The sequence below is a fragment of the Silvibacterium bohemicum genome, assembly GCF_001006305.1.
GTDB lineage: Bacteria > Acidobacteriota > Terriglobia > Terriglobales > Acidobacteriaceae > Silvibacterium > Silvibacterium bohemicum.
This window is the reverse complement of sequence record NZ_LBHJ01000008.1, coordinates 31,734-53,812: the sequence shown is the minus strand read 5'-3', so window position 1 is coordinate 53,812 and position 22,079 is coordinate 31,734. Positions and strand designations below refer to the sequence as shown.

Here is a 22,079-nt window from a genome sequence, read left to right as displayed (position 1 = left end):
GTTGTCTGGCCGGCCTGGTCCTGTCGACGGAGATTTTTCGCCAGCTCTCGCCGCGGGAATGGATTCGAGTCACGCATGGATTTTGAGCAACTGCGAACCTTTCTGGAAGTCTGCCGGCTGCGCAGCTTCTCCCGCGCCGCGGAAAAGCTGATGGTCACCCAGCCGGCGATCTCGGCCCAGATCCGCACGCTTGAAAACGAAGTCGGCGCGCGCCTCTTCGACCGCGACGGCGGCAAGGTCACCTTCACCGCCGCGGGCAAGGTCTTCGAGCCCTTCGCCGAGCACTGCTTGCAGGTACACAACCACATCATGGTGGCAATCGGCGAGCTACATCGTTCGCCGCGCGGGGAGATCTCCGTCTGCGCGAACGAGGCGACCAGCCTCTACGTGCTGCCCACCGTCTTTGCGCAGTTCAAGCGGCAGTATTCGCGCGTGGGCTTGAGCATCGTGCGCGCGGATCGCGGCCGCACCCTGGAGTCGGTTCTCAATCGCGAAGTCGACTTCGGCGTCATCTCGCTTCCCCTCAAAGATCCCCGGCTCACAATGGATCTCATCCATCGCGATGAGATCGTGCTGGTCGCCCCCAAGAATCATTCGCTGGCCGCGCGCGAGGTAGTGAAGTTCCCCGAGATTCTGCAGCACTCGCTGCTGCTGCCCAAGCAGGGGCGCCAGCGCGAGCTGATCGAAGACCTCTTCCGCAGCTACGACGTGCATCCTCGCGTGGCCATGGAGGTCGAATCGAGCGAGTTGCTGAAGCGCCTGATCATTGCCGGGCTGGGCATGGGCTTTCTGCCCCGCACCAATGTGCTGCTCGACGAAAAGGCCGGCCTGGTGCAGATCATCAAGCTCGAAGGGGTGCGGCTGAACCGCGAGCTGGCGCTGGTCTTCCGCAAGGACAAGACCCTCACCCGAGCCGCGCATGCTTTTCTGGAGATCGCCACCGGCCGCGCGCGGCCGCACACGCCTCCGCCTCCACCGGTGAAGAGCGGCCGCCAGGCAAAATAGCGTATCGGCGGCGAGAATCGCTCCAATTCATCCAATTTGTATAAAGATTGTTGCAAGCTATTCTCGGCCATGAGATTGACTTTTTGCGGCGGACGAATTCCGGGCTATCGCACCAGCGGCGGGAAGCTCCTGCTCTTCGCTGTTCTTTTCGCATTCTCGCTTTTTCAGAGCGGCGCGCAATCTCAGACCAGCACAGGCTTGCATACCGTTCATTCCGTCTTCGTAGCACCGGCAGGCAGCGGGCCGACTGCGGAGGCGACGCGCAGGCGGCTCATCGATCGCTTAAAGAAGAGCAGCGCGGTCCGGGTCGTAAACGACGCGGCATCGGCCGATGCCATTCTGCATAGCAGCGCAGTCATCTGGCCGACGGGAACGGTTTCACCGAACCCGCGTTCGAAAAGCGTAATGCTCACCAACTATCAGGGATACCTGTCGGCCGAGCTCACTGACGCCTCGAATCGCACGCTCTGGTCCTATCTCGTAACGCCGAGCCGCTTCCGCATGACGAATATCCTCGACGATCTCGCGGACAATCTGAGCGACCGGCTGCTGGCCGCATTGAAGGCCGGTGTCTCCACCGCTGCGACAGCTCCGGGGGCAACTGGAAGCACAACCGTATCGCTCCGGGCTGCGGGCGCGACCTTCCCTGCTCCGCTCTATCAGAAATGGTTCCAATCTTTCGCCGCGGAGCCGGGCGGATTCCCGATCGGCTACGGCGCGATCGGCTCGGTAGATGGTCTTCAGCAGCTCGCCGCGTCCAAGATCGATATGGCAGCTTCCGATATCCCAGCGCAGCAGGATTCGGCACAGCCCGGTCTCCTCTACTTCCCCACCATCGTCGGCGGCGTGGTGCCGATCTACAACCTGCCCGGCTCCGGCCGGTCGTTAAACCTTACGCCGCGTCTGCTCGCCGATATCTACTCGGGCAAGATCCGCAAATGGAACGACTCACTCATTCGGGAAGCAAACAGCGGTGTTCGACTGCCCGATACGGAGATCGCCGTCGTGCATCGCTCCGACGGCAGCGGTACGACCTATGCCTGGACCGCATTTCTCGCGACAGCCAGCCCGGAGTGGAAGACGAAAGTGGACGCGAGCGTTACATGGCCGGTCGGTGAAGATGCCTCCGGCAACGAAGGCGTAGCCGACAAAGTCGCGCACACCCCCAACGCCATCGGATATGTCGAGCTCATCTATGCCATTCAGCATCGGCTCAGCTATGCCGCCGTGCAGAATCCCGCAGGACGATTTATCAAGGCCGATCTCGACAGCATCATTGCGGCCGCCGCGAATGCGCACACACCGGGAGCCTCGATCCTGAACGCCGCAGGCAGGAACGCCTATCCCATCGCAACCTTCACTTCCCTGGTGGTGCCAACCACAGGCGGCAACATCGAGCGTCGCGCAGCGGTAGGCAAGTTTCTGCGCTGGATGCTCACCACCGGGCAGAAGCAAGGCTCTGCGCTGGGCTACGCTCCGCTGCCGCGAGAGGTTGTCGCCGACGAGCTGCGCGCGGTCGATGCGCTGAAATAAAACGCGCGGATACGATGGGCTATCGCTTTTCGTTGACAGGGATTTGCCGCTCCTCTAGTCTGATCTCGTCAACCCGGGTAGCGATAGACGCAGGGGCCTGAAATAACAGGTGCGTGTCTAGAGCGATGGTTGATGCGAGCTTCCCTTGCCGTTTTGGGGGAAGGGCTCGCCCAAAGCTACCCGACCCCATCGAGTGAAGTTCCTCAATCTTCCCGCAAGTTGAACATTCATGCGGACGCACTGCGTCCGAGGGGAGATGTTCTGTGAGCAAATATCGAAATGTGAGGATGGCCCTGTGCGCCATCTTTGTCGCCACGCTGATCGTGTTCGGTGCGCAAGCGCAAAACAAGGTCGAAACAGTCCCGTATGGGGCGAACCCGGCGGCTGGGCATTCTCTGCGCGTGGATGACGCGAACATCTATTACGAGACTTACGGAAGCGGCGGAACTCCGCTCGTGCTGCTGCACGGCGGCCTGTACGGATACATCGAAGAGTTCGGCGAATTGATTGGGGAGTTGAGCAAGCATCGCCGCGTGATTGCGATCGCCACTCGCGGCCATGGAAAATCGGATATCGGGACGAAGCCTTTTTCCTACTCCCTGTTCGCCGACGACGCCTTTGCGGTGATCCGTCACGAGACAAGCGACAAAGTCGACGTGCTGGGCTTCAGCGACGGAGCAATCACCTCGTACACCCTGGCAAGCGCGCATCCGGAGCTGATACGGCGCTTAGTCGCCATCGGTGGACCTCGGAAGTTTGCCGATTGGACTCCAAGCGCGCAAGCGGAGGAGAGGAATTCGAAGCCCTCCGATGTGGAAAGAGACTCGCCCCAGTTCGCGTCCGCCCGGAAGATGCTGATGCCGCAGCCGGAACGATGGCTGGAGTTTAACGAGAAGCTCAATGCCATGTGGCTGGGTCCGGTCTACGTGACCGATGATCAGATTCAGTCGATCAGAATTCCGACTCTGATCATTGCGGGTGATCACGATCCCTACAATCAGATTCCCAAGTTTGTCGAGCTCTTCCAGCTATTGCCCAAAGGAGAGCTGGCCATCATTCCCGGCTGCGGCCATGTAGTGCTCGAGTGCAAAGGACAGTTCACCATCTCCGCGGTCAAGACTTTTCTCGATGGAGCGGAAAACTGATGCGTGATTTTCATGAGATAACCAGCCGTGTGTTGATGTCAGCATATAGCCTGCTCGTCGAAATCCCGGTACTCGTTACACCTTCTTGCTGCTCTTCTTTTTCTTTGTGCTCGGCGTGCCTGCGGCCGGCGCCAGTGCGCTGTCGCGAGGGTAGCCGGTCGATTGCCGGACGACGAGCGAGGTGGTGACCTTCCATTCGCGAGGATGGCCTCCCTGCTCCTGTTCGGCGATGGCGCGCAGCGCGCCGAATGCGGAGCGGGCAAGGTCGTTCCTCGACATGCGGACCGTAGTCAGCGGCGGATTGACGAACTCCGCGAGGTGAATGTCGTCGAAGCCGATCAGCGAGATGTCTTCGGGAACGCGCAAGCCGGCGCGGGTGAGCACGCGCAGGCCGCCGATGGCGGTCATGTCGTTCGAGCACATGATCGCGGTGGGCAACTCGGGCAGCGCCAGCAGCTGCTCCATGCAGCGCATGCCGCCCTCCAGCGTGTGGTCGCCTTCGAAGATCCACTCCGGATTGGGCGTCACCCCGATCTGCTCCAGCGATTCGAGAAACGCGGCCGTCCGCAGTTGCGACGACCGCTGTTGCGAAGGGCCGCTGATGTATCCCAGCTTGCGATGGCCCAGCACGGCCAGATGCTGCACGCCCTGCTGAATGCCCTTGCGGTAATCCACCAGCAGCGGGCGCACCAGGTCGCCCGGCGGTCCGGAATCGACGAAGACCATGGGCACATGGCGCGAGGCCAGCTCTTCCAGCAGCGGCTGTTCCACGCCGAAGGTCATCACCGCGACGCCTTCGACGTTGCGCTCGATCATGCGCCGCACGGCGAGCGACATGCGCTCGGGATGGTAGTTCGTTGAGCCGATCAAAATCTCGTATCCATTCTCGACGGCGATGTCCTCGAAGCCGCGGATCAGCTCGGGGAAAAACGGGTTGGTGATTTCGGAGATGAGCAGGCCCAGCAGCCGGGTGCGTCCGGAGACCAGGGCGCGCGCCTGGGTGTTCGGAAAATAATTCAGCTCGCTAATGGCGAGCCACACGCGGTCGGCCAGCTCCTTGTCGACCGTGGGGACGCGGTTGATGGTGCGCGAGACGGTGGCGATTGAAACCTTGGCGTGTTTCGCCACATCGCGGATATCCAGACGGCGGTTTTCACTCTTCGGTTGACGCGGACGTTTTTTGATGGCCAAAAAGACTACCTCTTGCTTGACTTGAACAGTTTAAAGCGCATACTTTCAAAGTTCCAGTAAACGTTTGCCAAAGATTAGGTGGTAAAACGCTTTAGTAACTGGCATTATGCTCGGGGAGGAGTTTTCGGCTCGATGTTAGACCAACTGCGCAGCGAGGTGCTCGAAGCCAATCTGGAGATCGTGCGCCGCGGCCTCGTCCTCTACACCTTCGGCAACGCCAGCGGCATTGACCGCGCGGCCGGGCTGGTGGTCATCAAGCCCAGCGGCGTGCCCTACGAAACCATGAAGCCCAGCGACATGGTGGTCACCGATCTCAACGGCAAAATCGTCGAGGGCACCCTCCGTCCCTCCTCTGATCTGGGAACGCATCTGCTTCTCTACCGCGAATTCCCTGCCATCGGCGGCGTTGTTCACACCCACTCGGAATATGCGACTTCATGGGCGCAATCCGGCCGCGAGATTCCACCCTTCGGCACCACCCATGCCGACTACTTCTACGGCCCGGTCCCGGTGACCGAGGAGCTGACCGACGAAGAGATCGGCAGCGACTACGTCTTGAACACCGGCGTGGCGATCATCCGGCGCTTCCAAAACCTCGATCCAGCCGCAGTGCCCGGCGTCCTGGTGCGGGGACACGCGCCATTCGCCTGGGGGAAGACGCCCGGCGAGGCCGCCTACAACGCCGTGGTGCTCGAATCGATCGCCCGCATGGCCTATTTCACCGTCACCCTCAACGCTGCCTGCGGCGGAGTTTCGCAGGCGCTGCTCGACCGTCACTATTTCCGCAAGCATGGGGCCGATGCCACCTACGGACAGGCTCGCTAGACGTTTCACGCAGGGTAAGAAGTTACACATATTTTCCGGCTTTATGGCTTTGCATTTTGTCACAACCTAAGGAACGTAAATAGATGCACCTTCTACCCGGTCTCATGCTGGCCCTCTTCGAGGGGCCCGTCACCAAGCAGCTCGCCCACCTCAACGCGGTCGACATCGCCGTCATTGCCATCTACTTCGGCATCGTCCTCTTCATCGGCTTTTACTTGAAAGGGTCGGCCAACACCAGCGAAGAGTTCTTCATGGCCGGCCGCGAGATGACCGCCTGGATCGCGGGCCTGAGCTTCGTCTCGGCAAACCTCGGATCGCTGGAGCTGATGGGCTGGGCTGGCTCGGCTTATCAGTACGGCATCCTGGCCACACACTGGTACTGGATCGGCGCGATTCCGGCGATGCTGTTTCTCGGCATCATCATGATGCCGTTTTATTACATCTCGAAGGTCAATTCCGTTCCCGGCTATCTCTACCTGCGTTACGGCAATGGCGCGCGCGCTCTTTCCGCCGTCAGCTTCGCCTTCATGACGGTGCTGATGAGCGGCATCAACATGTATTCGATGGCGCTGGTGATGAAGGTTGTCCTGGGCTGGAATCTGAACTTCAGCATCTGGGTCTCGTCCATCACCGTGGCGCTCTATGTCGCGCTGGGCGGACTGCGCTCGGCCATCTACAACGAGGTGCTGCAGTTCATCCTCATCTGGCTGGGAGCGCTGCTGGTGCCGATCCTGGGGCTCATCGAGGCCGGCGGCTGGACCAAGCTCAAAGCGCAGATCCTCACCAACGTTGGCAACACGCAGTACGTTCACATGTGGAGCGGCCTGGGCCACTTCAGCGACAATCCCATGGGCGTGCACTGGTCGGGCATCGTCTTCGGCCTGGGGCTGGTGATCAGCTTCGGTTACTGGACCACCGACTTCCTGGTCGTCCAGCGCGTGCTCTCCGCGCATAACCTGCGCGCCGCGCGCATGGCTCCCATCATCGGCGCGGGCTTCAAGATGGCCGTGCCCTTCATCGTCATCCTGCCCGGCCTGATCGCACTGTCGGTGCTTCCCTTCCATCTCGTCGGCGAATCGCAAGCCGTGGCCACCGGTCAGCACAGCTACAACGAAGTGCTGCCGCTGATGCTGGTGCGCTACTGCGGTCCCGGCCTGCTCGGCCTGGGCGTAACCGCCCTGATCGCTGGATTCATGTCGGGCATGGCCGGCAATGTCAGCGCCTTTTCGACAGTGTGGACCTATGACATCTACGGCGCATTCCTGAACAAGAAGGCCAGCGACCGCCACTATGTTTCGATGGGCCGCTGGTGCACCTTCGTCGGTGTGCTCATCTCGGTGGGCACGGCTTATCTCGTGCAGCACGCAGCCAGCATCATGGACTACGTGCAAAGCCTGTTCAGCTTCTTCATCGCGCCGCTCTTTGGGACGGTGATCCTGGGCATGCTCTGGAAGCGCGCCACTAAGGCGGGAGGGTTCTGGGGCCTCCTCGCCGGCACCGCTACCGCAGTCGGGCTGTGGGCGTGGGTGCACAACGATCCTTCGGCGGTGCGTTATGTAGCGCTCTCGCCAGACGCCAGGGCCCTGGCTCTGGATATGTATCGCGCGCTGTGGTCGTGGCTGGTGTGCGTCATCGTAACCGTGGTGGTCAGCTATATGACTCCGGCGCGGCCGGTGGCGGAGCTGGAGGGCCTGGTTTACGGAGCATCGCCAATCCCTCAAGAACATGACGAGCACTGGTATCAGAAACCGATCGTATGGGCGGGCGCCATCGCCGTCCTCTTCATTATTCTCAACATCATCTTCTGGTAGAGGGGAGCAGGCCGATGCGTGAAGCACTTTCAATTTGGTTCTTTGCAGGAGTTCTGTTCTTCATCTACGGAGTCGTCATTACCGCCGAGGGGATATGGGAGCTCAGCCATCCTCTCGTTCACCCTCCGGTGCTGAATTCGCTGCATGCTCCCATCTGGTGGGGTGGGCTGATGTTTGTTGCCGGACTTTCTTACACCATTCGTTTTTGGCCGCGGAAACTGCGCTAGGCAGTTCCATCGATATTTTTAAGCAATTGAAAGAGATTAGGGGCATATGAAAAAGCAACTTACCTTCGGAGTCATCGTCGGCAGCCGCGGATTCTTCCCGCACCACCTGGCCAAAGAGGGCCGCGAAGAGATGATCAAGGTGCTCGACGCGGCCGGCTACAAGTCGATCGTGCTCACACCCGAGCAGACGCAGCATGGAGCCGTGCAGACGCCGGACGATGCCCGCCACTGCGCCGAGCTCTTCAAGAAGCATCGCGAAGAGATCGACGGCATTATCGTGACGCTGCCCAACTTCGGTGAAGAGCGCGCGATTGTCGACGCCATCCGCCTCTCCACGCTGCAGGTGCCGGTGCTGGTCCAGGCCACGCCCGACCGCGCCGACACCATGAAGATCTCGCATCGCCGCGACAGCTTCTGCGGCAAGATGTCGGCCTGTAACAACCTCATGCAGTACGGCATCCCTTACTCAATCACCGCGCTGCACACGGTGTCGCCGAGCTCCGAGGCCTTCAAGAAGGATCTGGCCTGGTTCTCCGCCGTCTGCCGGGTGGTCGGCGGCTTCAAGAACCTGCGCATCGGCGCCATCGGCGCTCGCCCCGCGGCCTTCAACACCGTCCGCTACAGCGAGAAGCAGTTGGAACGCGCGGGCATTTCGGTCGAGACGCTGGATCTCTCCGAAGTACTGGGCCGCATCGCCCGCCTGAAGGATTCGGACGACGCCACGCAGGCCAAGCTCGCGGCCATCAAGGCCTACGTGCCGACCAGCGGCATCCCCGAAGAAGCGCTGCTCAAGATGTCCAAGCTGGGCGCGGTCATCGACGGCTGGATGAAAGAAACCTACTGCACCATCAGTGCCATCCAGTGCTGGACATCGCTGGAAGAGTATTTCGGCGTGGTGCCCTGCACCATCATGAGCATGATGAGCGAGAACCTCTTCTCGAGCGCCTGCGAAGTGGACGTGGTCGGGGTGCTCAGCATGTACGGCCTCGCGCTGGCTTCAGAGACGCCCTCTGCGCTCCTCGACTGGAACAACAACTACGGCGAAGATCACAATAAAGCCGTCTGCTTCCACTGCTCCAACCTGCCCAAGCACTTCTTCGCCGACGTGGTCATGGACTTCCAGGCCATCATTGCCGGCACCGTGGGCAAGGAGAACACCTTCGGCACCTGCGTGGGCCGCGTGAAGGCCGGAGCCATGAGCTACCTGCGCTTCTCCACCGACGACTACACCGGCAAGATCCGCGGCTACATCGGCGAAGGCGAGTTCACCAACGATCCGCTGGAGACCTTCGGAGGAGCCGGCGTGGTGAAGATTCCCAAGATGCAGAAGCTGCTGCGCATGATCTGCGAGAAGGGCTTCGAGCATCACGTCGCGGCGAATTTCTCTACGGTGGCCAGCTCGGTCTATGAGGCGGCAACCCGCTATCTGGGCTGGGATATGCACTATCACGAGCAGCCGCAAGACTAATCCCACTGTTTCAAGCAGCGGGAAAGTTTGTTGTTCGAAGAGAAAAGGCTGCCGTGTTGATTCCACGGTAGCCTTTTTCCGGCTAGAATGATAAAACGTTTTCTCGAAAGCCGGACTACTCGTTCCGGCCTGATTTTTTTAACCGATTTTCGTTGAAGGAGCCTGTGTGGCAGTCGTAGCCGGAGTCGATTTTGGAACCTTGAGCGTTCGCGTAACCCTGCTGGATAGCGGCCACGGAGCGGGCACCGTGAACTGCGGCCGCCTGAGCACCGCCAGCGCGGAATATCCTCTCAAGCGCAAGCGTGAAGACCCCGACTACGCCACTCAGTCCCACACCGATCAGATGAACGCGCTGGTGCGCGCCACGCGAAAGGCCCTCGACAGCGCTGGTATCGACGGAGCGCAGGTGGAGGCCATCGCGCTCGACACCACCGGCTCCAGCGTGGTGCCGGTGAACGCGCAGCTCGAGCCCCTCGACGACTACTACCTGTGGTGCGATCACCGCGCCAAGAAGGAAGCGCAGCAGATTACCGCGCTGGCCCACGCGCAGAAGCTCGAAGCCATCCAGTGGTGCGGCGGCGTCTATTCGCACGAGTGGGGATTCGCCAAGCTGCTGCACTGGCTGCGCCATAATGCCCAGAAACGCCAGCATTTCTTTACCGCATTCGAGCATTGCGACATGGTGGCCGCCACACTGGCGGGCATTACCGACGCGACCCAGGTCAAGCGAAGCGTCTGCGCCATGGGCCACAAATGGCTGTGGAACCCGAAGTGGGGCGGGCTTCCGCCGCAGGAGTTTTTCTCCGCACTCGATCCCCTCTTCGACGGCATCCGCGCGCGCTTCGATGGCGAATACCTCACCTCGGACAAGATTGCCGGCCATCTCGCGCCGAAGTGGGCGGAGGCCATGGGACTGAAAGCAGGCATTCCCATTCCGGTCGGAGCCTTCGACGCACACTGGGACGCCATCGGCGCAGGCTGCCGCGAGGGCGACGTAGTGAACGTGGTCGGCACATCGACCTGCATCATCGCCATGGAAAAGAAGACCACGCTGGTGCCCGGCGTCTGCGGCATCGTGCCCGGCAGCGTGCATCCCCACTACACTGGCGTCGAAGCCGGGCTCTCGGCCACTGGAGATATCTTCGAGGCCATTGCGCGGCGTGCCGGAACACGGGTCGCAGACCTGTCTCAGGGACTCGAAGCCTATCGCGCCGGACAGACCGGGCTGCTGCGTCTCAGCTGGGACAACGGTGACCGCACCGTGCTGGTCAACTCCGAGCTGGGCGGCGTGACGCTGGGATGGAATCTCATCCACACCGCGCAGGACGAGCTTTTCTCGGCCATCGAAGGCACGGCGTTTCACACCCGCATCATCCTTGAACGGATGGCGGGGCATGAGGTGCCCGTCGACCGGGTCATCAACGCCGGCGGCATCCCGCAGAACAATAAAGTCCTGAATCAGGTGTACGCTAACGTGCTCAACAAGCCGGTGCTGGTGCCAGCAGGGATTCCCACCAGCCTGGGCTCGGGTATCTTTGCGCTTTTGGCGGCTGGGGCATTCCAGACGATTGAAGACGCCCAGGCGGCGATGTGTCTCGACTACACGACCTACAAACCGCAGCCCGAAGCGGTCGCGATCTACGACCGGCTCTTCAGGCACTATCGCGATCTCTATTTCGCGTTGGGAAGCCGTGGCGCTGGGGCAGTGGCTTTGGGAGATGTGCTGCCCGAGCTGCGTGCGATCGCCGCCGAAGTCAGAAGAGTGGAAACGGCCGTCTGACAGCAGACCGATGTAAGTCTGCATCGCGACCTCACATCATCGGACGGCCATCGGCGGGTTCCCTGCCCTCTACTCTCTGCCAAAGGACGTCTCCGTCCGGGAATGCCTGCACCGGCCGGAAAGACGCTGTTAAATAGGATCGAACGGGCGACAGATCGTCCCTGCAAGCCGTGAAATCGCATCGCTCATCCAGGTGGTGCGTCCACAACACATAGCGGACCTGCCTCGCATCCAGCTGCCGGATGACCGGCTTCATGTCTTTGTTGAAGCCCGGATCCCATCGAGACAATGTCGGCAGGTAAAGCGGATTCTGTACCTTCAATGGGAGATAGCCGCCGGGCCACCCGGCTTGAAGAAAGAACTCTCCCGGCTGTGTACGCTGCGCTAACAGCTGCAACTTCCCGTAGACTTCGCGAGTGGCGGCAAACTGCCCGCCAGCCAGTTCGCCACGCGAGCTGTTCACGGCGTGCTTCTCGATCGTCTGATAGGCGCCGAATACAATCACGGCGACCGAGGCTGCGAGGAACATTGCTCTAGCAGGAAGGCGCAACCTTCCGGCCGCCCACACCACCAGCACGATTCCAGGCATCGCGATCGCGAAGAGCCTCAGCACGTTGACGCTGACTGCCACATCAAGGAGGAGTAAGAGTCCGGTCAGACTGAGGAGCGTGGCCTGGTTCCAGGGAAAGAGCAAGTCGCTGCGCAGGCGCCAGCATTTCCAGAGGGCAAACGCGTAGACCAATGGCAGAAGGATGTAAACAGCCAAATACGGCAGCAATCCGGGGAGAGTCGCCATCCTAACCGCCCGGGGAGACCAAAAGACCAAGGAGTTTCGGCGGCATATCGGGATACGGCTTGCACCAGGCAGAACCATAACCGCTCGAAACCGACGGTGCCGAGATAGTGGGCATACAGACACAGCGCAACAGCCCCGAAAGTGAGGATGAGAGCCGCTGCAGACTTCGCCATATGCACGCGCTCTTCGTGCTTCCGCACGCCGCTCAACAAGAGATAAATCACAAAGGCGAAAAGAGCTGCTGCCGCGTGGACATGATTAAAAAAACTGGCAAGCCCCAGAAGCGCGCCTGACCATGCCATCCTTCCGATGCTCAATCGCTCCATGCTGACGCGCACTGCGAGGAAAATCAAGAGGACGGCGAACCAATGATGTGTAGCATTCAAAAATTTGCCGTATATGAGGACCAGGAACAAGGCCGTCGCCAGCATCGCAGGCGCATTCTTCATGAGCTGCCGCGCGAGAGAAAAGCACAGGCAGGCCGAGAGCACCCCAAGGACGAGAGCAACTGCATTGGTCACCCAGATCGTCTCTCCGAAGACTTTGAAGCAGGCTGCGTAGACGAGATCGGTGCCGGGAGGCGTGCATTGAAAAAAATCACGGTAGATCGCCTGCCCGCCCACGATCCGCTGGGCTCCCATCCAGAAATAAATCTGATCGCCGCTGAGCAGGAACGGAAACCGGAGCGAACTGAAGAGATTCAGGTAAAGATAAATCGCTGACGTGAACGCAAGGACAATATGCCATCGCGCGATGTCGCCGTGAGGGCGCGAAAAGGCGCCAACGCTGTTTTCTTTCATAGCGATAGAACTAACCTTCAGGAAATTTCTTCTCTGTGTCCGAAAATCGTTGTGATGAGCTGCAAAAAACTGCGTGGCGGCAGGAATTTTGTGGCGCTGCTACCTCGGAAGGAGATGGCTACAGGAGGATACAGCGGAAACGACAAGAGAGAAGGATCGAAAGGTCAGGAGCTGAAGCGGATGGGCTTCCCGTATTCCCCCTCGAAGACCGTTCGTCCCATGCTGAAGCGTCCGCCGAAGTATTTGTCCGAACCGCTGAGATGTCCGATGGCCAGCAGCGCGACTACCTGATAACTCAAGGGAAGCTTCAGCGCCTCGCGAACCTTCTGTTCTTCGAAGCCTTCCATTGGAGCGGTGTCGTAGCCCATCACCTCGGCCGTCCACATCATGGTAGTGAAGGCCAGCATCACCTGCTTGTTCAGCCAGGCCGCCATGTCAGGCAGCTCAGAGAAGTAATTGGGGATATTTTGCCGTGCCCGCTCGGCGTAATTTTCCGGCATGCCGCCGGCGCAACCCATGCGCAGCATCTCCTCGAGATCTCCGTTGCGCCATCCATCGGCGTCTCCGCAGGCCACAATCACCACCGGAGCCTCTTCCACCTTTGCCTGGTTGTAGGCCGCAGCCCGCAGGCGGCGCCTCTGCTCCACATTGCGCACCACGACGAAGCGCCACGGCTGCAGGTTATAGCCTGAAGGCGCATGGAGACCCGCGTCCAGAATCCGCTTCAAGTCGGCTTCCGGCACAGGCGTTCCGTCAAAACTCGGAGTGTCGCGCCGGCCCGCGATTGCCTGCGAGAGTGTCTTTTCCGTCATATTCCCCATGCGGCAGATGGTCCCTTCTGGTTGTAACCTGACTCATCTCTGGCTGTCTAGGTTGATCGAGCGCGCACTCTTATCGACACTTCCGCTTCCAAAGACACCAACGATAAGATGCGACGCCCATCGCATGACTCGACCGGGGGCGAGAGTCGATGCCGTAAAAGCAAAATAACAGCGGGATGAGGGATACCCCGTCAATTCAAAGTACGTTCTGTCGCAGTGACCACTACGAAATCTGTCCCATGGGAAGCTCGATCGCGAAGGTACGTTGCCCCTGCGCTTGAGCATAGACCCAGATGCCGTGAAATGCCTGTCGAATCTCGGGGTGCGCGGCGATCAGGGCTTTCATGAGCTCGACGATCTCCGCACGCGTGGCGACCGGGTCCGAGGTGTCTTTCGAGTTGTAATTCACGACCAGGTCCAGCTCGCCGGAGAATGCCTCGGTACGCAGATTCGTAATCTCAAATGTCTTTCCACCCGCAGCCAGCTTCATCGGCTCGGCGCCGGGAAGATCCGGGGGACGTACACCCTGCATCTCCTTCTGCAGCTTTTCCAGGTTCGGGCTGGAGAGAAAATCTACCGGGATGAGCAGAAAAGCCGCGGTCTGATAGTAGAAATAGGCGGTCCATGGCTGCTTTTTCTGCGCATACTGCCGCGCCTCCGACCAATACCAGGTGCCTTCTTTGCCTCCCAGGCTCATGGGCTTGACGAAGAACCCGGCCAGCTTCCAGCTTGCCGGCGTTTCCGGACTGGCAGGCGGCGTCTTAACCGACGCACTTGTAGCCGTCGCACTTACGGCCCCTGCCCCTACAGTCGCTGCGCCAGGCGGCAATTCTTTCTGCAGAATCAACGAAACCTGCTGCGGATGCTCGACGCCGGTGGCATGCGACAAGGCCAGCAGATAGACCCCGGGCGGAAGCTGGGGGATGGTGACCGTCACTACCATCGACGATCCTCCGACGGAGCAGAAAAACTGCGTCTCCTCCTCCGTGGTTTTGAGGTCGGTGGAATCCAGCCGGTACATCACGTTCACGGTGAAGGCCGCGCCCTGGATCTGCGGCGAGAGGGTTTGGATACTTTGCGCGATCCCCTCGAAGGAGGCCGCGACCGGGGCGATGGTGAGAGCCTTGACGGCTTCCGTGTTCCCGGCCTGCATGGGAGCTTCCAAGGCCCGCAGCGCGCGAACGTACTCCGCACGCTCGGCGTTGGTCATCTGGCTTTCTGTGGTGCAGGTGACGGCGTGAGCCTGGGTGGCAGCACAAAAGATTGCTGCGACGGCGAGTCCTATTTCCGCAAAGCGCCGATAAGGAGAGGTGAAGGAAAAACCGCGGCTAACTGGATGCATAGATTGAGAAACCGGCACGCAAAATTGGTGAGCGAATCGAAACCACTGCTAGTCTAGTACAGAGAGGGCAGAAAGGCTTATGCCCGGAAGCTGGTAGAGTCATGAACCGTATTCCGCAGCTCGGGTTGGATGAAGAATTTCGGTCCGGAGACGAAGGCAAGGGCGCGTCCGTAGCTGCTCCCCTAACGTCCATCGCGCATTACGCCTGCCTGCGGACGAATGCCCCCAGCCGCCTGTTTCTTGCTTCGACGTTGACCTTTTTGCTCGGCGCGACCGCCTCGGGGCAGGTGATGCAGCCGCCGGGAACCTTTCAGGGACACGGCCATCTCGGCTTTCCGAATCAGCAGCCCAATGCCCAGCAAGCCGGTACGCCGCAGAACCAGTCTGTTCCACCACCACAGGGCGCCGGGGCGCAAGCCGCTCCCACACCAAGCGCGATGGCGCCGGCCTCCTCATCGGGCCTGCCCGCTTCCGTTCTCGACCATCCCGCGGAGGCTGCCAAGGTCGATCTGGCCGGAGGCAAGCTGACCATCGCTGCCAACAATTCCAGCCTGAGCGCCATTCTGAATCAGCTTTCCACCTCCGCCGGCATGACCGTCGACGGCATGAATAAAGATCAGCGCATCTTTGGCACCTACGGCCCCGGCGATCCGCGCGAGATCCTCTCGGCGCTGCTCGACGGCACCGGCTACAACATCGTGATGTTCGGCAAGACGACGGCTGGGACGCCGAGCCAGTTGACTCTGAGCCCACGCGGCGCCAGTGCCGGCTCCGCGGCCGCCGGCGGCATGCGAAATTCGGTCCGCTCCAATCAGGACGACGAGGACGAAGAGCCGGCCCCGACGCAGTATCAGGACAACCAGCCGCCTCCACAACCGGCGCCTTCGTCACCAGGACCCGGCGTCCCTGGCCAACCTAACGGCGGCGTGAGAACCCCGCAGCAGATCCTGCAGGACATGCAGTCGCGCCAGCAGCAACAACAGGCTCAGCCGCCAGAACAGCAGCAGCCATAGAGCCATAGGAGCCATAGGAGCCGAGAAAAATCCCTTTCTTCAGACTCCCTGGAGAAAGGGGTTTCTCTCCCGCTCTTCTCCGATGCTGGTCTCGTATCCGTGTCCAGGAATGACGCGCGTCTCCTCCGGAAGCACCAGCAGCCGGTTGTGGATGGAGGCCAGAATCTGCGCCGAATTGCCTCCGGGCAGATCGGTGCGCCCCACTGAGCCGGCAAAAAGCGTATCCCCCGCGATCAGCAGCTTCTCCGGCGCGAAGTGCAGGCAGATCGATCCCTGGGTATGTCCCGGCGTATAGATCACCTGCGCCGCATGGTTGGCGATGCCGACCACCATGCCATCGTCCGCGCTCATATCTGGTGGAGCGACCTCGGGCGGAGTCATGCCCAGCCATCCCGCCTGCACGTCCATAATCTCCAGCAGCTCCATATCCTTCTCGTTCATCAGCACCGGTGCGCCGGTTATCCGCTTCAACTGCAGAGCCCCGCCCACATGATCGATATGCCCATGGGTAATGATGATCTGCTTCAGCGTCAGCTTATGTTTGGCCAGCCGCGCCAGGATGTCGGGAATGTTGTCACCGGGGTCGATCACCATGGCTTCGCGTGTCGTCTCATCGCCCACAATCGAGCAGTTGCATTGCAGCCGGCCTACCGGAAAAGTCTCAAAGATCATGAGCCCATTGTCGTCGATACCGGATTGTCTGGAAAGCCGCTCCGGGAGTACAAATGGCTTCGCCCGATTCGCGTGAACGAACTCCGATTGCACTAAAATGAACGTGCGCAATCGACGACAGAACAGGAGCAAACATGCCGGTAAGAAAAGAGTGGACCGAGTGGCATCTCACCCCGCGTGGCTGGGAGAAGGGCGCAACCCGCGTACACGGCCAGGGCAACACCTGGGTTGAGGAGCCTTTGGACCGCGTCCTTAGCTGCGTCTATCAGGAGCTGCAGACCGACGCTTCGCCGGAGGCCAAGAAGTGGAAAGAAGAGACATGGCGATCCAAGAAATCTGAAGATGTCACCGCTCTCGAACAGAAGTTCGGCGCCTGCCCCGATAGCCTTTGAGGATTGGAAACACCGGCGCTTGCGCTACCGCCGGGATGACAACAACAGGGCAAGCGGCGCACGGATTCATCCAGCCAATGCGAAGCCGCAGTATTCATTCCAGCGCGACATGAAAGATGTTTCAATACCTCTACCATTCCTGGAGGAATTGAATGCATCGGTGGTTACATTTAGGGATCGCCCCGTTTTTGCTGGCTTCCGCGGCTCTAGGTCAGAAGGCGACGTCGTGCGCCGACCTCGCGAAGTTGAATCTGCCCCACACCAAGGTTCTTCTCGCCGAGGAAGTCCCAGCCGGCCAGTTCGTTCCTCCGGGAGACGCGGCCTCGCCTGCGGACGCCGCCATTTACAAGCACATTCCCGCCTTCTGCCGGGTCGCAGTAGAAGCCGCGCCGACACCCGCCTCCGAGATCAAGATTGAAGTGTGGCTGCCCTTGAACGGTACGCCGGAAAGCAGCCAGTCGGCGGCCGCCTGGAACAGCAAATTCCGCGGACAGGGAAACGGCGGCTTCGCCGGCGACATCAACTACTCGCTGCTGGCACTGTCTGTGAGCCAGGGCTACGCCACAGCGGGAACCGATACCGGGCACGCGACCCGAGGCGCAGCGTGGGCGCTTAACCAGCCGGAGAAGATCATCGATTTCGGCTATCGCGGCATCCATGAGATGACCGCCAACGCCAAGGCCATCCTCGACGCCTACTACGGCAAGCCGGCGGCGCGTTCCTACTTCGCGTCTTGTTCAGACGGCGGCCGCGAGGCGCTCATGGAAGCGCAGCGCTTCCCTGAAGACTACGACGGCATTCTGGCCGGCGCACCCGCCTATATCTGGACCAACAACCTCACCGCCGGCATGCACAAGACGCAGGCGCTCCTGTCCGATCCCGCAAGCTACATCTCTCCGGCCAAGCTTGTCACCCTTTCTTCGGCCGTTCTCGATGCCTGCGACGCCAACGATGGGCTAAAGGACGGCGTGGTCAACGATCCACGTACCTGCCATTTCAAGCCCGAGATGCTGGCCTGCACCGGCGAGGATTCGAACAGCTGCCTGACGCCTCCTCAGGTGGCGATATTGAAGACCATCTATTCTCCGACGCTGGACTCAAGCGGCCGGCAGATTTATCCGGGTGGCCTGCCCGGCGGCGAGCTGGGTCCTAACGGCTGGGTGCCATGGATTTTTGGAGCGGAGCCCGGCAGGAGCCAGGGTGCTGGCTACGGCATCGGCTATTTCTCCAACATGGTCTACGACAACCCGCACTGGGACTTTAAAACTTTCACCGTCGACGACGGCCTGAAAACCGCGATTGCCAAAACGGCAACGGCGCTCAACGCCACCGATCCCAACCTGAAGCCCTTCGCCAGCCGCGGCGGCAAGCTGATCCTCTATCATGGCTGGAACGACCCGGCCATATCGCCGCTCAGCACCATCGACTACTACCAGCAGGTGAAGCAGGCCAACAGCAATGCGGATTCGTTTGTCCGCCTCTTCATGGTTCCCGGAATGCAGCATTGCTATGCGGGACCCGGCGCGAGCAGCTTCGGCCAGTTCGGATGGCGTCCCGGCACCGGACCCGATGACGTCCAGCACGATATCTACCGCGCGCTGGAGCAGTGGGTCGATGGGGGCATGGCGCCGGAACAGGTTATCGCCGCCAAGATCGAGAGCGACGGCAAGAGCGCTCCCAAGCTAACCATGACCCGGCCAGTCTGCGCCTATCCGAAGGAGCCGAAGTACAACGGAACTGGAGACACTTCGGATGCAACGAACTTCAGCTGCGTAAAGACAGCGGATAAGAAGTAGGGTGTAGGGGGCGGAAAAACAGGGGACAGGGGATAGGGTTCAGGGTGCAGAAAACAGGGTATAGGGGATAGCGTTCAGTGCGGCCGACCAGGCTTGTCTTCTAAACCCTATCCCCTATACCCTAGTTTGCTGCCCCCTATACCCTAGTTTGCTGCCCCCTGTACCCTGATTTGCTGCCCCCTAATCCCGATTCCCTACACCCTGCCTTTACCAGTGGTGCCAATATCCATCCCGTTGGGTGAGCGTTACCTCGACTCCGAACAGCTCTTGCAGCTTCTGCGCGGTGATGAGTTCCGCCTTCGTTCCGTCGGCGAAAATGCGTCCTTCGCGCATCATGATGACGCGATTCATCTCGGGCAGAATGTCGGCGAGATGATGGGTCACCATGATGACGCCGGTTCCCTGTTGCACCACCAGCCGCAGCGCCTCGCGCAGCTCACGCTGCGCGGCAATGTCCAGCGCATTCGAGGGCTCGTCGAGAAGCAGCATACCGGGCCGATGCACCAGGGCTCGCGCAATCATGATGCGCCGCTGCTCGCCGGCTGACATCTGTCCAACGAATTTCTGTTCCAGATACGTTGCTCCCATGCGGATCAGCGCCTCGTGCGCTCGCTCGCGCATCTCTGGCGTGACGTGCAGATTCGGCCACAGCGTCGAAGCCGAGAAGAAGCCGGCCACCACTGCATCGATGCCGCGGGTGACGCCGGTGCGTTCGCCGGGAAGATGCGCTTCGACGACTCCCAGCTGCTGGCGAAGCTGCGAGACATCCCACCGCGCGCGGCCCAGAAGCTCGATGCTGGTCCCCGGCGCGCAGATGGGATAGCACTCGCAGGTGATGGTCTTGATCAGCGTCGACTTGCCGCAGCCGTTCGGGCCGAGGATGGCGACGTGCTCACCGGCATCGATTTTGAGGTTGATATCGTGCAGCACGATCGCTTCGCCGCGGGCGACATCGACGTGCTGCATATCAAGAAAGCGTAAGGATTCTGCACTCTGCAAACGTGTCATCTCTTCAGTTGATAAAGTAAATGCAGACCATGATGCAAAGATCTCTGCTCCCCGAAAACTCGCTCCCCGGCGGGTTTCGTTTTGCCGCCGTAACCGCCGGACTCAAACCCAGTGGCAGACCCGATTTCTCGGTCGCCGTCGCCGACCAACCTGCCAGCGCCGCTGCCATGTTTACTGGCAATAACGTAAAGGCTGCCCCGATTCACGTTGGAGACCGCCATTTGCAGCGCAGCGGAGGACGCGTGCGCGTCGTTGCCGTGAATGCGGGCAATGCCAATTGCGCCACGGGCGAAATTGGCATGCAGGCATGCGAGACAGTCTGCGCCGCTGCGGCCAGGACCTTCGGAGCGGAAGGCCATGAGGTCTTCCCTTCTTCGACAGGGATCATCGGTGTGCCGCTGCCTGCGGAGAAGCTGGTGGCTGCTCTGCCCGAGGTCGAGCGTCAGCTTGCCGGGACCACCGAGAACTTTGCCGCATTCGCGAACGCCATCCTTACCACGGACACCCGGCCCAAGGTTGCGCATGCGCTGGTGAGCGTCGGCGACCGGACGGTGCGGATCGCCGGAGTGGCCAAAGGCGCGGGGATGATTCATCCCCAGCTGGTGCCGCACGCAACCATGCTGGTCTACGTGTTTACCGATGCCGCCATCGAACCTGCAGAGCTGAATACTCTTCTGCACGATGCGGTCGAGGTCAGCTTCAACCGCATTTCCATCGACGGCGATACTTCGACCAACGACACCGTTCTCTTACTCGCCTCAGGAGCGAGCGGAGCGGCGGTCGATGCGAAGCATCCGGCATTCCGCGCGGCTCTCCAGGATATCTGCACCTCGCTGGCGAAGCAGATCGTCGATGACGGCGAAGGCGTGACGCACGTCGTCGAATTGCAGATCGAAGGCGCAACCAGCGATGCCGATGCGCTCAAGGTTGCCAAGGCCATCGCGCATTCGCCACTGGTCAAGACCGCCTGGGCCGGCTCCGATCCCAACTGGGGTCGCCTCATGGCGGCAACCGGATACTCGGGAGCGCAGATCGAGCCCGAGCGTATCGCCATCTGGCTCGGCGAACAGCAGATTTGCATCAACGGCGGACGCGTTCCCGACTTCGACAAGCAGCGCGCCCACGAATACCTGAAAAATCGCGAATACACGATACGCATCGATCTCGGCATAGGACAGGGCAAGTGCCGCTTCTGGACTACGGATCTCACGGAAGAGTACGTCCGCATCAATGCGGATTATTCGACGTAGCCGCAAGACATAGTCGAGAGACGAGGGCCGCCCTGCCGATAGGTATATCCGGTCAGGGTGGTCAGACTCCGATGGCGTTTCTTGCGTCTAAACAAATTGCAGCGTTCGATGATTTGCAAAAGCCCGTAAGATAAGCAACCAAGCGGGTTTTTCATCAGGGGTCAATGAGAGATAAGGGCGACAGAATCCAACGGCCTGTTTTTCCATTCAGCATTGTCGTAAGTCTGCTCTGCCTGACGTTTTCCTTGTACGCCTGCTCCCGGGCTGCGATGGGCCAGGCGATGACCCAGGATGCGGTTGCCGCCGATCCCGTGGCCCTGGTGCGGCGCGCGGTGGCCAACGAGCTGAAACCCGGCAACGGTGCTCATCCCTATCGCTACAAGCTTCATAAGGTTGATAACAACCGCGTCACCACCAAAGAAATTATCGAGACGAAAGATGGCGACGTGGCGCGACTCATTGAATATGACGGCCATCCTCTGGGACCAGTGGCTAACCAGGACGAGCTCGACCGGCTGAACAACCTGCTTCAGCATCCCGAGGTCCAGGAGCATCGCCACAAGCGGGAACAGGCGGACAGCAATCGTGCCAACGAGATGATCCGGCTGCTGCCGGATGCCTTTCTCTATCACTTCGAGAGCATGGAGCAGGGCCCGAGCGGCCAAGCGGTCAGGCTCTCACTGAAGCCCAACCCGGCATTCCATCCTCCGGACCGCGAGGCGGAAGTGTATGCAGGCATGGCCGGCGAGCTATGGATCGACCAGCAGCAGGAGCGCATGGTCAAGCTCGACGTGCATCTGATCGATTACGTCAACTTCGGCTGGGGCATTCTGGGCAAGCTCTACAAGGGCGGGTCAATCCTGGTGGAGCAGAAGGATGTCGGCAACGATCATTGGGAGCAGTATCACTTCAAGCTTAACCTTCACGGTAAAGCGCTGATGCTGAAATCATTGGAGTTCGACACCACTGAGGACGAAACTGATTTCGCTCCGGTTTCGGCGGGCTGGGGATATCAGGACGCGGTCAAGCTGCTGCTGACGTTGAAGCCGCCAGTGGCGGAACCCAGCCAGCTTAGCCAACGCTGACCGGATTCGCCTGCGGTTAATACTGCTTCCAGTCATCATTCTGAGTGAAGCGAAGAATCTCCGCGATGCTGCGTGAAAATACAGTCGCTGAGATTCTTCCTCTCGTTGGTCGTCAAAAT

General features: G+C 60.4%; 20 protein-coding genes and 1 pseudogene. 14 read left to right on the top strand and 7 right to left on the bottom strand.

Translation table 11 applies throughout. From position 1 onward, the window contains the following. Positions 1 to 75 precede the first annotated feature (75 nt). From XX99_RS15405 to XX99_RS15395, 3 genes are all read left to right on the top strand, one after another. Entirely contained in the window at positions 76 to 1,005 is a 930-nt protein-coding gene (locus XX99_RS15405; RefSeq protein WP_050060305.1) for a LysR family transcriptional regulator, read from the top strand. A gap of 69 nt (positions 1,006 to 1,074) precedes the next feature. Continuing rightward, a complete protein-coding gene (pstS, locus tag XX99_RS15400; RefSeq protein ID WP_050060304.1) occupies positions 1,075 to 2,538 on the top strand; it encodes a phosphate ABC transporter substrate-binding protein PstS in 1,464 nt (487 codons plus the stop codon). A gap of 263 nt (positions 2,539 to 2,801) precedes the next feature. Next, complete coding sequence (locus XX99_RS15395) at positions 2,802 to 3,683, top strand: alpha/beta fold hydrolase (protein ID WP_156186014.1); 882 nt, start codon at positions 2,802 to 2,804, stop codon at positions 3,681 to 3,683. Between the two features lie 75 nt (positions 3,684 to 3,758). Here XX99_RS15395 and XX99_RS15390 read toward each other — a convergent pair whose 3' ends face one another. Next, positions 3,759 to 4,874 (bottom strand): LacI family DNA-binding transcriptional regulator, encoded by a 1,116-nt coding sequence (locus tag XX99_RS15390; RefSeq protein WP_231581415.1) that lies wholly within the window; start codon positions 4,872 to 4,874, stop codon positions 3,759 to 3,761. 132 nt (positions 4,875 to 5,006) lie between these two features. Between XX99_RS15390 and XX99_RS15385 the strand changes: the two genes are divergently transcribed. From XX99_RS15385 to XX99_RS15365, 5 genes are all read left to right on the top strand, one after another. Further along, positions 5,007 to 5,699: an L-ribulose-5-phosphate 4-epimerase gene (locus XX99_RS15385; protein WP_050060302.1), complete on the top strand. Its 693-nt coding sequence runs from the start codon at positions 5,007 to 5,009 to the stop codon at positions 5,697 to 5,699. A gap of 83 nt (positions 5,700 to 5,782) precedes the next feature. Continuing rightward, positions 5,783 to 7,510: a sodium:solute symporter family protein gene (locus XX99_RS15380; protein WP_082125620.1), complete on the top strand. Its 1,728-nt coding sequence runs from the start codon at positions 5,783 to 5,785 to the stop codon at positions 7,508 to 7,510. A gap of 14 nt (positions 7,511 to 7,524) precedes the next feature. After that, complete coding sequence (locus tag XX99_RS15375) at positions 7,525 to 7,737, top strand: hypothetical protein (protein WP_050060300.1); 213 nt, start codon at positions 7,525 to 7,527, stop codon at positions 7,735 to 7,737. A gap of 46 nt (positions 7,738 to 7,783) precedes the next feature. Continuing rightward, positions 7,784 to 9,205 carry an L-fucose/L-arabinose isomerase family protein gene (locus XX99_RS15370; RefSeq protein ID WP_050060299.1) on the top strand — a complete coding sequence of 474 codons (1,422 nt, stop codon included), beginning with the start codon at positions 7,784 to 7,786 and terminating at the stop codon, positions 9,203 to 9,205. A 166-nt stretch (positions 9,206 to 9,371) separates the two neighbouring features. After that, positions 9,372 to 10,985 (top strand): ribulokinase, encoded by a 1,614-nt coding sequence (locus XX99_RS15365; protein WP_050060298.1) that lies wholly within the window; start codon positions 9,372 to 9,374, stop codon positions 10,983 to 10,985. Between the two features lie 31 nt (positions 10,986 to 11,016). On the opposite strand, the gene XX99_RS15360 is transcribed toward XX99_RS15365, so the two are convergent. Both XX99_RS15360 and XX99_RS28685 read right to left on the bottom strand, forming a co-directional pair. Further along, positions 11,017 to 11,781, bottom strand: a complete 765-nt coding sequence (locus XX99_RS15360) for a hypothetical protein (protein ID WP_231581413.1) — start codon at positions 11,779 to 11,781, stop codon at positions 11,017 to 11,019. A gap of 155 nt (positions 11,782 to 11,936) precedes the next feature. Continuing rightward, positions 11,937 to 12,422, bottom strand: a pseudogene (locus tag XX99_RS28685) (glycosyltransferase family 39 protein); the annotation flags it as partial. Here XX99_RS28685 and XX99_RS28375 point away from each other — a divergent pair. After that, a complete protein-coding gene (locus tag XX99_RS28375) occupies positions 12,369 to 12,503 on the top strand; it encodes a hypothetical protein (protein ID WP_260315464.1) in 135 nt (44 codons plus the stop codon). The pseudogene XX99_RS28685 and the gene XX99_RS28375 sit on opposite strands and share 54 nt — an antisense overlap. A 242-nt stretch (positions 12,504 to 12,745) precedes the next feature. Here XX99_RS28375 and XX99_RS15350 read toward each other — a convergent pair whose 3' ends face one another. Continuing rightward, positions 12,746 to 13,393: a nitroreductase family protein gene (locus XX99_RS15350; protein WP_311732244.1), complete on the bottom strand. Its 648-nt coding sequence runs from the start codon at positions 13,391 to 13,393 to the stop codon at positions 12,746 to 12,748. A gap of 232 nt (positions 13,394 to 13,625) precedes the next feature. Continuing rightward, complete coding sequence (locus tag XX99_RS15345; RefSeq protein WP_156186013.1) at positions 13,626 to 14,744, bottom strand: hypothetical protein; 1,119 nt, start codon at positions 14,742 to 14,744, stop codon at positions 13,626 to 13,628. 101 nt (positions 14,745 to 14,845) lie between these two features. Here XX99_RS15345 and XX99_RS15340 point away from each other — a divergent pair, with 101 nt between their 5' ends. Then, positions 14,846 to 15,757, top strand: a complete 912-nt coding sequence (locus XX99_RS15340; RefSeq protein ID WP_050060293.1) for a hypothetical protein — start codon at positions 14,846 to 14,848, stop codon at positions 15,755 to 15,757. Positions 15,758 to 15,796: 39 nt separating this feature from the next. On the opposite strand, the gene XX99_RS15335 is transcribed toward XX99_RS15340, so the two are convergent. After that, entirely contained in the window at positions 15,797 to 16,429 is a 633-nt protein-coding gene (locus XX99_RS15335) for an MBL fold metallo-hydrolase (RefSeq protein ID WP_050060480.1), read from the bottom strand. 134 nt (positions 16,430 to 16,563) lie between these two features. On the opposite strand from XX99_RS15335, the gene XX99_RS15330 reads away from it, so the two are divergent. Continuing rightward, complete coding sequence (locus tag XX99_RS15330) at positions 16,564 to 16,821, top strand: hypothetical protein (RefSeq protein WP_050060292.1); 258 nt, start codon at positions 16,564 to 16,566, stop codon at positions 16,819 to 16,821. 152 nt (positions 16,822 to 16,973) lie between these two features. Continuing rightward, a complete protein-coding gene (locus tag XX99_RS15325) occupies positions 16,974 to 18,617 on the top strand; it encodes a tannase/feruloyl esterase family alpha/beta hydrolase (protein WP_082125619.1) in 1,644 nt (547 codons plus the stop codon). A gap of 207 nt (positions 18,618 to 18,824) precedes the next feature. Here XX99_RS15325 and XX99_RS15320 read toward each other — a convergent pair whose 3' ends face one another. Continuing rightward, positions 18,825 to 19,625, bottom strand: a complete 801-nt coding sequence (locus XX99_RS15320) for an ABC transporter ATP-binding protein (RefSeq protein ID WP_050060291.1) — start codon at positions 19,623 to 19,625, stop codon at positions 18,825 to 18,827. Positions 19,626 to 19,654: 29 nt separating this feature from the next. On the opposite strand from XX99_RS15320, the gene argJ reads away from it, so the two are divergent. Then, complete coding sequence (gene argJ / locus XX99_RS15315; RefSeq protein ID WP_082125642.1) at positions 19,655 to 20,875, top strand: bifunctional glutamate N-acetyltransferase/amino-acid acetyltransferase ArgJ; 1,221 nt, start codon at positions 19,655 to 19,657, stop codon at positions 20,873 to 20,875. Between the two features lie 269 nt (positions 20,876 to 21,144). Continuing rightward, positions 21,145 to 21,960 (top strand): hypothetical protein, encoded by an 816-nt coding sequence (locus XX99_RS15310; RefSeq protein WP_231581411.1) that lies wholly within the window; start codon positions 21,145 to 21,147, stop codon positions 21,958 to 21,960. Positions 21,961 to 22,079: the final 119 nt, after the last annotated feature.